At 53.3% G+C, this 13,776-nt stretch carries 13 protein-coding genes; 2 read left to right on the top strand and 11 right to left on the bottom strand.

What is annotated here, in order from left to right:
- Positions 1–35 precede the first annotated feature (35 nt).
- The 3 genes from EV294_RS20615 to EV294_RS20605 are packed head-to-tail and all read right to left on the bottom strand — an operon-like array spanning position 36 to position 2,054.
- On the bottom strand, positions 36–950 hold the full coding sequence (locus EV294_RS20615) for a diacylglycerol kinase (protein WP_132310190.1): 915 nt from the start codon (positions 948–950) through the stop codon (positions 36–38).
- A gap of 35 nt (positions 951–985) precedes the next feature.
- Positions 986–1,759 (bottom strand): sirohydrochlorin chelatase, encoded by a 774-nt coding sequence (locus EV294_RS20610; RefSeq protein WP_132310188.1) that lies wholly within the window; start codon positions 1,757–1,759, stop codon positions 986–988.
- 4 nt (positions 1,760–1,763) lie between these two features.
- A complete protein-coding gene (locus EV294_RS20605; RefSeq protein WP_015842506.1) occupies positions 1,764–2,054 on the bottom strand; it encodes a YerC/YecD family TrpR-related protein in 291 nt (96 codons plus the stop codon).
- Between the two features lie 341 nt (positions 2,055–2,395).
- On the opposite strand from EV294_RS20605, the gene EV294_RS20600 reads away from it, so the two are divergent.
- Both EV294_RS20600 and EV294_RS20595 read left to right on the top strand, forming a co-directional pair.
- Positions 2,396–2,965 (top strand): hypothetical protein, encoded by a 570-nt coding sequence (locus tag EV294_RS20600; RefSeq protein WP_132310186.1) that lies wholly within the window; start codon positions 2,396–2,398, stop codon positions 2,963–2,965.
- A gap of 401 nt (positions 2,966–3,366) precedes the next feature.
- On the top strand, positions 3,367–4,710 hold the full coding sequence (locus EV294_RS20595; RefSeq protein ID WP_132310184.1) for a lytic polysaccharide monooxygenase: 1,344 nt from the start codon (positions 3,367–3,369) through the stop codon (positions 4,708–4,710).
- A gap of 61 nt (positions 4,711–4,771) precedes the next feature.
- On the opposite strand, the gene EV294_RS20590 is transcribed toward EV294_RS20595, so the two are convergent.
- The 8 genes from EV294_RS20590 to purM form a co-directional block, all read right to left on the bottom strand.
- On the bottom strand, positions 4,772–5,767 hold the full coding sequence (locus EV294_RS20590; RefSeq protein WP_132310182.1) for an inorganic phosphate transporter: 996 nt from the start codon (positions 5,765–5,767) through the stop codon (positions 4,772–4,774).
- Positions 5,768–5,796: 29 nt separating this feature from the next.
- The gene (locus tag EV294_RS20585) at positions 5,797–6,408 is read right to left on the bottom strand and encodes a DUF47 domain-containing protein (protein WP_132310180.1); all 612 of its coding nucleotides are present in this window, start codon (positions 6,406–6,408) and stop codon (positions 5,797–5,799) included.
- Between the two features lie 231 nt (positions 6,409–6,639).
- Positions 6,640–7,710, bottom strand: a complete 1,071-nt coding sequence (locus tag EV294_RS20580) for a DUF3048 domain-containing protein (protein ID WP_132310178.1) — start codon at positions 7,708–7,710, stop codon at positions 6,640–6,642.
- Positions 7,711–7,793: 83 nt separating this feature from the next.
- Positions 7,794–8,612, bottom strand: coding sequence for an alpha/beta hydrolase (locus EV294_RS20575; protein ID WP_132310176.1), 819 nt, complete (start codon positions 8,610–8,612; stop codon positions 7,794–7,796).
- Between the two features lie 542 nt (positions 8,613–9,154).
- A complete protein-coding gene (gene purD / locus EV294_RS20570; RefSeq protein ID WP_132310174.1) occupies positions 9,155–10,423 on the bottom strand; it encodes a phosphoribosylamine--glycine ligase in 1,269 nt (422 codons plus the stop codon).
- A 103-nt stretch (positions 10,424–10,526) separates the two neighbouring features.
- Positions 10,527–12,077 carry a bifunctional phosphoribosylaminoimidazolecarboxamide formyltransferase/IMP cyclohydrolase gene (purH, locus tag EV294_RS20565; RefSeq protein WP_132310172.1) on the bottom strand — a complete coding sequence of 517 codons (1,551 nt, stop codon included), beginning with the start codon at positions 12,075–12,077 and terminating at the stop codon, positions 10,527–10,529.
- Positions 12,078–12,117: 40 nt separating this feature from the next.
- Entirely contained in the window at positions 12,118–12,729 is a 612-nt protein-coding gene (gene purN / locus EV294_RS20560; RefSeq protein ID WP_132310170.1) for a phosphoribosylglycinamide formyltransferase, read from the bottom strand.
- Entirely contained in the window at positions 12,729–13,772 is a 1,044-nt protein-coding gene (gene purM, locus EV294_RS20555) for a phosphoribosylformylglycinamidine cyclo-ligase (RefSeq protein WP_132310168.1), read from the bottom strand. Before purM ends, purN begins: the two co-directional genes overlap by 1 nt.
- Positions 13,773–13,776 lie beyond the last annotated feature (4 nt).

The following is a 13,776-nucleotide window of genomic DNA, read 5'->3' as shown; positions in this document are numbered from 1 at the left end:
TAACGCTCACTGCCGGAGGTTTATTCCAAGTGCCATTAACGATGGCGATAAGAGGCTTCGCCAAGCTCATCGGCAAAAATCTGCAGATGCGACGGCAGTACCGAGAACGTAAACGGCAGCGTACCGCCGTATTCGCCATCCAGGTTAATCTGCACGTAACTTGGCGAAGTGACCTTCATCTTATTCGTACGGAAATGAATCACATGCGAATCGTTCAGATGCTCGCCCCGGAGCGCCAGCGTAGCGATCCGGATAAATTCGGCCAGGTTGCATCTTCGGAGCAGCACGACGTCGAACAGCCCGTCATCGGGCTTTGCTTCCGGCGCCAGCTTCTCGAATCCGCCAACCGAATTGCTGTTGCAGATCAGGAAGAGCATAAATTCCTCATGGAACTTGCCTACCCCTTCCGCTTCAATAATAAGCTCCGTTGGGCTTAAGCGGGTCATCTTCTCTAAGCCCTTCAAATAATACGCCAGCTGCCCGATCATCGTCTTCAGCTTAATCGGCACATCATAGGTCAGCTCGGTCAGCGAGCCGCCTCCCGCAATATTAATGAAATAACGCTCATTGGCTTGACCGACGTCAATCGGCCGCGTGTAATTCTGGATAATCAGATCGCACGCGTATTCCCAATGCTTCGGGATACCCATCGCGCGGGCAAAATCATTCGTCGTCCCCAGCGGTAAAATGCCAAGAGGAGGCCGGTTCGGCTTATTCGCCATCCCGTTAATAACCTCATAGATGGTGCCGTCGCCGCCTGCCGCGATAATCAGATCGTAATCCCGCTGCGCCGCATCCGCTGCGGCAAGCGTTGCATCTCCCGCTCCAATCGTCGCGTGGCAGCTGGTCTCGATACCCGCCTGATCCAGCTTCTGCAGAATATCCGGGAGACGACGCTTCATCTCTTCCCTTCCCGATGTCGGGTTGTAAATCAATCTTGCACGCTTCATCGATTAACCCACCATTTCTTTCAAAAAACGGTCACTTACCTCTCCTGAAGCCAAGCCGTCATACGCCGCTCCAGCCACCGCTCAATAGCCGGATGGGGCAGCATAGCCTGCCCGTTGTACCGGTAATCCAGACCTTTCAACCGCGATGGAATGACCGTATTCGTAAAATAACCCTTGCTCAAAAATAAAGGAACGACGATTACCGCTTCATTTGGTCTCTCTTCCTGCAAAGCTCTCAAATGATCCGCCGCCTGATCGGGCAGCAGCATCGCCGTCCTAGAGCGGGCGAAGCCGCCCAGCTTCCGCAGCCGTTCCGCGAGCAGGTTCAGACCGTGCTGCCAGCGTTCATGAAAAACCTTCTCCCGGCTTCCATGCGCAACGAGCATAACCGTCTCAACTTCAGGGTGGACAGAGAGCGGCTTAATGTTCGACAGCAGCAGCTCCGCGATGTCGGGATCGTCGTCGATCGGCATGCCGTAGTGAACCTTGGCGTTAACCCGGAAGGTGCCAAGATCGCCTTCAAGCTCGGCCACCGGCGGCAGGCCAAATGCCTGCCCGATCTCATCGACATGCGTGCTGCCGGACGAAAGAAACAAAGGAAGCACGAATAAGTCCGTCACTCCCTGCTCTTCTAACGCATCTATGCCATCCTGAATTAAACGGCCTTCAACAATTTCGAGAAAAGAAGAATAGACCGGCACGCCTTGCACGTGCGGAGAGGCTGCCGCGGCGGCGACCGCCTCGTCAACCAGCCGAACCCATTCTGCTTCCCTCGAACCATGACTGATCACGAGAATGCCCGGCTTCATGGCACTATCTGCCTAAACGCTCTAAAGTCATTTTATACCCATCGTTGCCATAATTCAAACAGCGCTTAACCCGGGAAATCGTTGCCGTGCTTGCGCCTGTCTCCGCCTCGATTTGGTTGTACGTGCTGCCCTTGCCCAGCATGCGAGCGACCTCAAGACGCTGCGACAACGACTGAATTTCATTGACCGTGCACAGGTCGTCAAAAAAGATATAACATTCCTCAACGGATTTAAGGGTAAGAATCGCTTCGAATAATTGATCAATTGCTTTATCGTTGAGCTTCTTAAGCTGCATTATCATCCACTCCTCAGGGGCGTGATTACACGCGCATTTCAGGCATTGTCATTAATGTCTAATGCTCACATTGTAGCTTTTTTAGGGGGTTTTTTCAAGCATTACCGTATTCACGCTTTACAGGACGGAAGAGCGTCCCGTAGGTAAATATCCGTATTATTTATATAAAAAAAGGGCATTCGTCCAATCGTCATGTTTGCCTATGCCATAGACTAATACCAAGAATACTTCCCTATACGGCATACGGGACCGGACCTGTGCGCAGGCTAATCCCCCATGCGGAAGCGGACGGAGTAGGGAAGCCATTGTTCCATAAACTTTGAAAAAAGGTTGTGATCCGCGTGAATTACCGGAACTACCCTGGCGGGGGCGGGCATTCGAACCCTCACCAGTATCCGCCGCACTCGCCGCACAGCGGCCATCACCGGCGCGGCTATGTCCGTAACCAGACCAGTCAGGGATTAAACAGCTTCCAGAATCCACTTGGCTTCAGTACGGATGGTGCTCCGATTCCACCTGCGCCTCCTGTCTTTTCGACGGAAGAGACTATCATACAACACGAGGATAACCTGCCTGTCGTCGTGCCGACTACGGCGGCAGAATTGGTGGAGACGACGGCACCGGCCAAAGCCGGCGGCTTCAGCATGCCGAGCTTGACCGAGATTAAAGGCTTTGTCGACCGGATTGGCGGCTTGGATGGCATTCTGACCACCGTTGGCAAGGTTCAAAAGGTCGTATCCAGTGTGTCGCAAATGGCTCCTCTCGTCAAGGTTATTCTGGGCTCCTTCAAAAAGGACTCCGGCAGCGACGCGGTGGACGATAGTATCGAGTATGTGCCGAAGAAACGCAAACGGCGCAAGAAACCCACTAACTCCGCCGGCAGACGCCGCAAGCGGAAGCGGCAGCGTTAACCGGCAACGCCTGATCAACCACCCCGATTGCAGCTTCAAGCTGCAGACGGGGTGGTTTTTTGTTTGCCCTTTTGTCGGTTTATGCCAGAGACGGCCCATGCTCCTCCGTGACCTTGGAACTAGCCGCAATGTCGAAAAAGCCGCTTCTGACATTGCCTGTCAAATTTATTGCCCGATTATGCGCGGACAGAGCTACATTTTGAATATAAATTTCATAATTTTGGAATTTTACCCCAAAAGACTCATGAGGAATTTCTCAGCTTCAACTACAATCATTATAACCTTATAACTTTTAATACAACTTATCCGACCCAATCGCTGCAGCCATCGTACCTGACCCTTGTTTGCCCGATATAAGCTCCCCCGAGTTTATATAAACAAATTATTAGGAGGTATGAATAATGACTTTATTACGACTGTCGCGGCCAACTCCATTCAAGATCATGACGATTTGCGCTCTCCTCGTGCTTGCCGCCGTCTCCATGCTGTTCACGACGGCAAAAGCGTACTCGCATGGTTACGTGGAAGGACCGGCCAGCCGGGCAGCGCTGTGCAAAAGCGGAGCCAACACCGATTGCGGAGCAATCGTATACGAGCCGCAAAGCCTGGAAGCTCCTAAAGGCTTCCCGGCAGCAGGACCTGCCGACGGCAAAATCGCAAGCGCAAACGGTGCTTTTCCCAAGCTCGATGAGCAATCCGCAACCCGCTGGACCAAAGTGAATATCTCTTCCGGCACGAATACCTTCACCTGGAAGCTGACTGCCAACCATTCCACGGCTAGCTGGAAATATTACATGACCAAGCCAACCTGGAATCCCAATGCCCCTCTTACCCGCGACTCATTCGATCTGACACCGTTCTGCTCCGTTGCTTATAACGGGGCCCAGCCGCCATTCTCCTACTCGAATACCTGCAACGTTCCCGAGCGAAGCGGCTATCATGTCATCCTTGCGGTGTGGGAGGTTGCCGATACGGCCAATGCTTTCTATAACGTCATCGACGTTAACTTTACCGGTTCGAATCCCGTCGACACAACGGCTCCTTCGGCCCCTGCTTCTCTTGCGGCAACCGCTACGGCGGCAACCAGCGTTTCCTTGTCCTGGAACGCTTCGACCGATAACGTTGGCGTAACCGGCTACAAGATTTATAGAGGCGCTACGCTGGCCGGAACAGCCTCGGGCACCAGCTATACCGTTACCGGCCTCACGGCAAGCACGGCCTACACGTTTACCGTTAAGGCGGTTGATGCCGCCGGCAACGAATCCGCTGCCAGCAACAGCCTGAACATTACGACAGCGGCACCTCCGTCCGTTGATACATCGGCACCTACCGCACCGGGAGGACTTCATATCATGGGTACTCCAACCTCCTCCAGCATGATGCTGATGTGGAGCCCGTCTACCGATAACGTAGGAGTTACCGGCTACAAAATCTATAACGGCTCCACGCTAGTCACAACGGCCTCCGGCACCGCGACATCCTATACCGTTACCGGCCTTGCGGCAAGCACTGCCTACAGCTTCTCCGTTTATGCGATCGATGCGGCCGGTAACCAATCGTCCGCAAGCACGGTCAGCGGCACAACGGCAGCTTCGACGGGCGCGCCTGCCTGGGCGCCAAATACGGCTTATGCCGTAGGAACCCTCGTTACGTATAACGGAGCTGCTTATAAATGCCTCCAGGCTCATACCTCCCTCACCGGATGGGAGCCTTCCAACGTACCTGCTCTATGGCAGCTGCAGTGAGTTTTGGGAACAAAATACAAAAAAGTGCCGGGAACCATTCCCGGCACTTTTTGCTGTCTTCTTACATAAACACCGTATCAATGACCCAATACACGCCTGCTGCAAAAAGCGCCGTGATCGGAATTGTAATAAACCATGCGATAACGATCTTCCCGGCAAGCGACCAGCGTACGCTGGAGAAGCGTTTGGCGGAGCCTACGCCGAGAATCGAGGAGGTGATAACATGCGTTGTGCTGACAGGCAGCTCGAGCATCGTTGCCGACAAGATAACGCCCGCCGAGCCAACGTCTGCGGCAAAGCCGTTGATCGGCTCGATCTTGAAGATCTTCGTACCCATCGTCTTAATGATCTTCCATCCGCCAATGGATGTACCAAGAGCCATTGCAAGCGCGGCGGACATCTTCACCCACAGCGGAACCTCGAAGTGATCCTGGATACCGCCCGCTACGAGCGCAAACGTAATGATACCCATCGCTTTCTGGGCGTCATTTGTACCGTGGGAGAACGACTGGAATGCCGCAGTCAGAATCTGCCCGAACCGGAAGCCCTTGTTCACTTGATGCGGGCTTGTCCTCGCAAAGATTAGCTTCAAGATCCACATGATAATGAAACCGGCCGAAAAAGCAATCAACGGCGAGAAAATAAGCGCCTTAACGATATCGACAAAACCATGCGCGTTAATGGCGTCAAAGCCCGCTCCCGATGCTACCGCGCCGGCAAGCGAGCCGATCAAAGCATGCGAGGAAGACGATGGAATGCCGAACCACCAGGTAAGCAGGTTCCAGGCAATCGCCGAGATAAGGGCCGCAATAACGATCTCTACCCCATTGGACAGATCCGCAGGATTGGCAACCCCGCTGCCGATCTTTTTCGCAACGCCCGTAAACGTGATCGCGCCGATGAAGTTCATGCAGGCCGCCATAATAATGGCAACCCTTGGTTTAAGGGCACGGGTCGATACCGTCGTAGCGATCGCGTTTGCCGTATCGTGGAAACCGTTAATAAAGTCGAAACCGAGCGCAAGTATGACAACCATCCATAATGTGATTGAATCCATTTGAATTGACTCCTACTCTCCGTGTAAGCTTAGCTGTTGCGCATAATGATCGATTCCAGCGTGTTCGCTACGTCTTCGCAGTAGTCGGTCGTTTGCTCCAACATTTCGTAAATTTCTTTCCGCTTCATCAGTTCAATCGGATCAGTCACATTCGTGAACAGGCTCTTGATACAAACGCGCAGCAGATCATCCGCCTGGTTCTCCAGCTCGTTGAGCGCAATATTAGGCTCGCGGATCGCCAGCAGTTTTTTATCGGTAAGGAGATAGATCGCTTTCTTGATTTGGTTCGCGGAACGAAGCAGGATATCGCCAAACAGCGTTATGTACTCGTCTTTTTCCTGGATATTGTACATTTCAAAGCGCGATGCGCAAGCTTCGATGCCGTCAAGCACATCGTCGAGCGAACTTGTTAAAGCCATTATATCTTCCCGCTCAATGGGGGTAATGAACGTTTTGTTCAGTTCTTTCAGAATGGTATGAACGTACTGGTCGCCTCTGCTCTCATGCTCTTTCATGATTTTGGCGAACTGGGCGACATCCGACAGGTCTGAAACACCGTTTGCGAAATATTCGATTGCGTCAACCAGCGTATCCGCCATTTCCTCAAACGTCTTAAAGAAAATATCCTTTTTCTTAAACATCGTAATCCCCTTTACCCGACTGGATGGTTAGGCATCATTTTCGAAATGAGCCCACAATATCTTAACACAGTTTACTTTATATTTGTTAAGGGAATGTAAAGGATTTATGAAAAGTTTTCGTTTTTGCAAAAAAAATATAAAAAGATGCGTTCCGCGAAGGAACGCACCGCTTTATCTCTTTTTGCGGGCACCCTCTACACCTAGTTAGAGTGTGTCCGACTTGTCTTTTTTTTACCCATAAATCACATGCTCGGCGAAAGTTGGCGCATTCGGCACGACTTGGAAGAACGTTTTCCCCGGTACAAAAGGAAGCTCGGCTCCATCCTTCATCAGCCTGACCATATTGTCGCTTGCGCGAACCCATTCGCATTCGACGGCCTTTCCCTTCTGGAACAATAACGCCGAGCCGCTCGCATGCAGATCAACCGACAGCCGCCCGACATCGTCCAGCGTCTTGTGATTGGCACCAAGCACAACTACGTTGGCAGCAGTCAGCTGTTCGCCGTTATTCAGATCGGTATGCGGCTCATCATTGACGAGTCGTTTATATAACCCGCTTGCCGCATCGTACTCATAGGAGACCTTATAGTCCTTGAGCAGAAACTTGATCTGAATCGAGGACGCTGCCGCACCCGCAGCGGTTGCTCCTTCTTCCGCAAAGGTATAGGACGGAACCGTTACATCGCTGCGGTATCCCTTCTTCTCTGCACCTGCCCGAAGCTTATCCAGCTCGGAGTACAGATTATGGGGCGCCTTGCGGTCCTTGCTCCGCCAGAAGTACGGGCCCGCGTTCGAGATTTCGTCGAGATAAGGCTTGTCCTGGTGCTGCAAAATATCATAAGCGTCATTGCTGGCCCCAGAATGAGCCAGAATAGCGCCGTAGCTTTCCCCGATATCGATCAGATACGGACGAATGCTGCGGATCGGTCCGACCGCATCGGTTCCCTTGTCCGTGCTTTGGAAGATCGCCACCAGCCGCGTTATGCCGCCCTCCGCGAGCACTTCCCATACCACATCGGCATTGGTCAGCCCGGATTGCGGACGCGCCGGTTTCAAGTTGTTAACCATAACCGCAACGGGCCGCGCTATTGCTTCCGTCTCGCGCTTCAGCCCCGTGAGAGGAGCCGTGAAGGCCAGATCCGGCGTTGGCTCGGCCGATGGCGTAGCCTCCGGCTCTTCGGATCCCGCTGGAGAAGGTGTTGCTCCTTCCGTATTCTTGCCTGAGCCGCTGCTGCAAGCGGATACGAGAACAATAAGAATAGCCAAGCTGATCAACCATGCCATGCGAAAACGACTGCCCATTAGCTCCCCGCCTTTTAGTAGAAAATGATAGCGTTCGAAAAACGATTACTACCATTTAAACATAAAAAGCGGGACATGTCTTCCTAAATACTCCAGTTATGCCATTCCTGCTGCTTCTTATCCAGCCCTTCCAGCCAATCGGAGGTGACGCGAATCGCTTCCTCCTGGTGATGGCGGCTGGAGTAAGTATGATTGGCCTGGAAAATTATCTCCTTGTCGCATAGCCCGTCGCTGCGCGTCCAGAATACCTTCTGGTACAGGAAGCTGTAATCGACCGGAATCAGATCGTCGCTTGTGCCGTGAACAAGCAGCACTTCTCCGCCAAAGCGCGTCGCAGCCTGGAACGGCTGATGCTGAAGCAGCGATTCGAAGAATACCGGCTGAAGCGTAAAGCCGGCGTAGTCCGTACTTCCCTTTTGCACCGCTTCGTCATAACCTGCGCGCCCGACGATCCGCACAATGTCATTAAACGGATAGGCTACGGGGGACCACATCACCAGACGCTTCACTCGCTTGTCCCTTACCGCCGTCATAAGCGCCACCGCACCGCCAAGGCTGTGTCCAAGCAGAACGATTCGTCTTGGATCCACGCAATCCATGCCTGCAATATAATCGATAACCGTACGGGTCTGATCAATCATGCTTTCAAAGCCGAGGGCCCCATAATCCCCGTTGCTCTCGCCGCAGCCGCCGTAATCAAACCGGATCACGTAAGAGCCTTGCGCCGCAAGCGCCCTTGCCGTCTTCACGAATAACCGGTCAACTCCAACGCGGCTTCCGATAAAGCCGTGGCATATAATAATAGCCTGCTTTTTGGCATTGTCCTTCTGGTGATCGCTCGGATAATGAAGCGTCGCGGTCAGCTCGAGCTCTTCATGACGAAGCAATAATTGTTTCTCCATAACGATTAGTCCTCCTGCGGTTCGATACTTATTATCTATAATTCCTACCCGATTACTATGAATTGTATTGGGTTCATATTATCATCCTTCTAAGCACGGTGTCAATACCGTTATTCTGCCCCAATGACGAGGGTTCACCAATAAAATATACGCTGCGGAGGAATAGTTGCGTCGCTCCTTGCCCAATCTATAATAATCCGCACACTAATGTCCAACCAAGGAGATGATTCCTATGCCGATGTGGATATCCTGGCTGACCGACCATTGGCTGACAGTTTTATTGCTCGCCGGCATCGTGGTTGCCGTAGTCTATATCATCCTTGAACGCAGTCTGTTGTTTCACAAGGAGTAGTCTCTATTTATTCGCTCCCAAACGAAAAAAAGCGGTCATTCAGGCAAATGCCTGATGACCGCTTTCTTTTGTTTGTCCGGCCAAGGCGAAACGGCTATCGCCGTCCTTAGGCGGTGGCGTGCGTTTCACTCCGGAAACTCCAAGCCAGGTTTATAAGAAAAAAATTATAGACGTTCGAATTGAATTGAGCTTAGCCCTTCAGCGCCTTTGCTGCAATATCGGTACGGCTGTGCATGCCGTCGAAATGAATAACGCTAACCGCTTCGTAAGCGCGGGCGCGCGCTTCCGCAATGTCGCGGCCGCGGCCTACGACGCCCAGGACGCGTCCGCCGCTCGTTACGATCTTGCCGTCTTTCTCCGCCGTTCCCGCATGGAATACGAGAGCGCCTTGCGCTTCAGCCGCATCAAGGCCGGTAATCTCGCGGCCTTTCGGATACGAAGCCGGATAACCTTCCGATGCCACGATAACGCATACCGCTGCTTCGTCGCTCCATTCCAGCTCCAGCTGGTCAAGGCGCCCGTTCAAGGAAGCGAGAACAACGTCAACCAGCTCGGTCTTCAAGCGCGGCAGAACGACTTGGGTTTCCGGGTCGCCCATGCGCGCGTTGAATTCGATTGTTTTGGGACCGTCCTTCGTAATCATCAGACCTGCGAACAATACGCCGCGGAACGGACGTCCTTCGCTCACCATCGCTTTTGCGGTTGGCTTAATGATGTTCTCGATCGATTCTTCGATAATAGCCTGGTCGATATGCGGCAGCGGCGTGTAAGTTCCCATGCCGCCCGTGTTCGGGCCTTTGTCGTTGTCGAATACCGGCTTATGATCTTGCGCCGGCACCATCGCTTTTACCGTCTCTCCGTCAACGAAAGCAAGGATCGACATCTCTTGGCCTTCCAGGAATTCCTCGATAACGATTTGGTTGCCGGCTTCGCCAAACACCTTGTCGACCATCGCTTCCTTCAGCGCTTTCTCCGCTTCCTCCATGGAGTAAGCAACGGTTACGCCTTTACCTGCCGCAAGCCCGTCCGCCTTGATGACGATCGGAACGGATTGCTCGCGCAAGTAAGTCAGGGCCGACTCATAGTCCGTGAAGGTCTCATACTTCGCTGTAGGAATATTGTACTTGCGGAGCAAATCCTTCATGAAGATCTTGCTGCCTTCGATTTCGGCCGCCGCTTTGTTCGGGCCGTACACCGGAATGTTGTGCGCTTCGAACGCATCCACGATGCCTGCCGCAAGCGGATCGTCCGGACCGATAAAGACGAGGTCAATCGCCGCGTCCTTCGCAAATTTCACAAGCTCGTCGAATTGGTCAACCGCGATCGCAACGCAATCGGCGATTTGCGCGATGCCTGCGTTACCAGGCGCACAAAATACCTCTTTGACCTTCTCGCTTTTCTTCAGCGCCCAGACAATCGCATGCTCGCGTCCGCCGCCGCCAACAACTAAAATTCTCATCGCTCTTATTTACCCCCTGGTTAATGGATCAAATGATGGCCAAAAGCGAAGCGATCCTGCCGCCCCGGAAGAGACGCGGCAAGATGCTCCGCTGTTATTAATCTTAGTGTTTGAAGTGGCGAACGCCTGTCATGACCATCGCAATGTTATGCGCATTTGCCGCAGCGATCGACTCTTCGTCCTTGATTGAACCGCCTGTTTGGATAATCGCGGTGATGCCGTGTTTTGCGGCCAGCTCAACCGTGTCGCCCATCGGGAAGAATGCATCGGAAGCAAGCACCGCTCCTGCGGCTTGCTCGCCCGCTTGCTCGATGGCAATGCGAGCTGCGCCAACGCGGTTCATTTGGCCGGCGCCTACGCCGATGGTCATGTTGTTTTTCGCCAGCAAAATCGCGTTCGATTTCACATGCTTCACAACTTTCCATCCGAAGAGCAGCTGCTTCAGTTCTTCTTCCGTTGGCTTGCGGTTCGTTACGAACTGCAGGTCGCTTTCAGTCAAGCTGCGAACGTCGCTTTCTTGAACAAGCAAGCCGCCGTCAACCGTTGTCGACAGCCAGTCGGATTTGCGTTCAGCCGCGGAACCCGCCAGCTCGCCCAGCTTCAGAAGACGGATATTTTTCTTCTTCGTCAGCACTTCCAGCGCTTCGGGCGTGAAGTCAGGAGCAATAATGATTTCGAGGAAGATTTGGCTCAACAGTTCAGCTGTCTCTACGCCGATTGTACGGTTCGCCGCAACGATGCCGCCAAAGATCGAAGTAGGATCGGCCGCGTATGCCTTTTGATAGGCTTCGTGAATGTCAGCGCCGATGCCAACGCCGCATGGATTCATATGCTTCACGGCTACGCAGGCCGGCTCGTCGAATTCCTTAACGATCGCAAGCGCCGCGTTCGCGTCGTTAATGTTGTTGTAGGACAATTCTTTGCCGTGCAGCTGCTCAGCCGTTGTGATGTTGCCGACAGGAGCAAGCGGTTTGCTGTAGAACGCCGCTTTCTGATGCGGATTCTCGCCGTAACGCAGATCCTGCACTTTCTCGTAAGTAACCGTGTAAGACTCAGGCAGCTCTTCGCCAACTTGCTTGGTCAGGTAGTCCGCGATCAGCGCATCGTAGGCAGCCGTGTGGCGGAATACTTTTGCCGTCAGGCGCTTGCGTGTTTCAAGCGTGGTGTCGCCGCCGGCTTTGATCTCTTCGATGACGCCCGCATAATCGTTAGCATCTACAACAACGGTAACGAACGCATGGTTTTTCGCAGCCGAACGGAGCATGGTAGGACCGCCGATATCGATGTTCTCGATTGCGTCCTCATATTCCACGTTAGGGTTGGCGATCGTTTGCTTGAACGGATACAGGTTTACAACCACGAGGTCGATGTAATCCAGGCCAAGCTCCTGCATAACCTTTTGATGCTCTTCATTGTCGCGAATCGCCAGAAGTCCGCTATGAACCGCAGGGTGAAGCGTTTTAACGCGGCCGTCGAGGATTTCAGGGAAGCCCGTTACGTCGGAAATGCCGATAACCGGAATGCCTTCCTTCTCAAGCAGGTTAAACGTACCGCCCGTCGAGATGATTTGCACGCCTTGAGCTGCCAGCTCACGAGAAAATTCCACAATGCCAGTCTTGTCCGATACACTAATTAACGCTCTACGAATTGCCACGCCAAATTGCCTCCTCAAAATAGGTCCTTATAATAAAAAGCTAAGCTTTCACCGTTACGATGCGCTCTTCAAGAGCCACGCGGCCTTCTGCTATCCACTGCACGACCTGCGGCAGCAGCTGCTGCTCGGCTTCATGAATCCGCTGGCCAAGCGTGTCCACCGTGTCGCCGTCTTGCACTTCAACCGCGCTTTGCGCAATAATCGGTCCGCTGTCCATGCCCCCGTCCACGTAATGAACGGTAACGCCCGTCACCTTCACGCCGTATTCCAGCGCTTGCCCGATCCCGTTTACGCCTGGGAAAGCAGGCAGCAAAGCCGGATGGATATTGATCATGCGGCCGTAATACGGCTCTACCAGCACGGAAGTAATAATGCGCATATAACCCGCAAGCACAACCAGTTCAATGCCGCGGCGCTGAAGCTCCGCGAGAATTTCCGTCTCGTAAGCCTGGCGTGACGGATACTCCTTGGGAACGAACACAAAGGTATCAATCCCGGCCTTGCGAGCCCGCTCCACAACTGGAGCAGCAGGCTTATCACAAACAAGAAGCTCGATGGTTGCATCGAGCCCTCCTTGCCGCACCGCATCGGCCAAGGCTTGGAAGTTCGTTCCTTGCCCTGACGCGAAGACGGCTATTCGGAGTGTTCCCATTAAACGTCCGCTCCCGTGAACGTAACTTCGCGGCTGCCTTCCGTTACGGTTCCGATTCGGTATGCTTTTTCGCCAAGCCCGGCTGCCACTTGAAGAGCCTTGTCCGCTTGGTCTGCTGGAACCACTACGACTAACCCGATGCCCATATTAAAGGTTGTGAACATGTCGCGGTTTGTGATCGCGCCTTTGTCCTGCATCAGCTGGAACACAGGCAGAATCGGCCATGAGCCGTATTCGATATTCACGTTTACGCCTTCCGGAAGAACGCGCGGGATATTTTCGATAAAGCCGCCGCCCGTAATATGCGCCATGCCTTTTACGTTTACTTGCTCGATAAGTTTGAGTGCCGATTTCACGTAGATGCGGGTTGGCTCGATCAATACGTCGCCAAGAACCTCATCGTTCAGCTCAGGCAGGCGCTGGTCCAGCGCGTAACCGCACTCTTCGAGAAGAAGACGGCGTACCAGCGAGTAGCCGTTGCTGTGGATGCCGCTCGAAGCGAATCCGAGAACAACGTCGCCGGGAGCGATAGTCGTGCCGTCGATAATTTTCTTTTTATCCACTACGCCAACCGTAAAGCCGGCAATATCGTACTCGTCGCCTTGGTACATGCCGGGCATTTCGGCTGTTTCGCCGCCGATTAAGGCGCAGCCTGCTTGCACGCAGCCGTCGGAGATGCCTTTAACGACCGCTTCGATTTTTTCCGGAACGACTTTACCGCATGCCAGATAATCGAGGAAGAAGAGAGGCTCGGCGCCTTGCACGATAATATCGTTTACGCACATGGCAACCGCGTCAACGCCAATCGTATCATGCTTATCCATCATGAACGCCAGCTTCAGCTTCGTGCCAACGCCGTCCGTTCCCGATACGAGCACGGGCTCCTCGTATTTGTCCTTGTTAAGGCCGAACAGGCCGCCAAAGCCGCCGAGATCCGTCAGCACCTCCGGGCGGAACGTTTTCTTCACATGCTTCTTCATCCGTTCGACTGCTTCATTGCCGGCCGCAATATCGACACCGGCTTTTTTGTACGCTTCTGACACACCA

It is taken from the genome of Paenibacillus sp. BK033, from assembly GCF_004345425.1.
Lineage (GTDB): Bacteria > Bacillota > Bacilli > Paenibacillales > Paenibacillaceae > Pristimantibacillus.
Note: the sequence above shows the minus strand (reverse complement) of the source record. Positions and strands in the feature narration are given on the sequence as shown.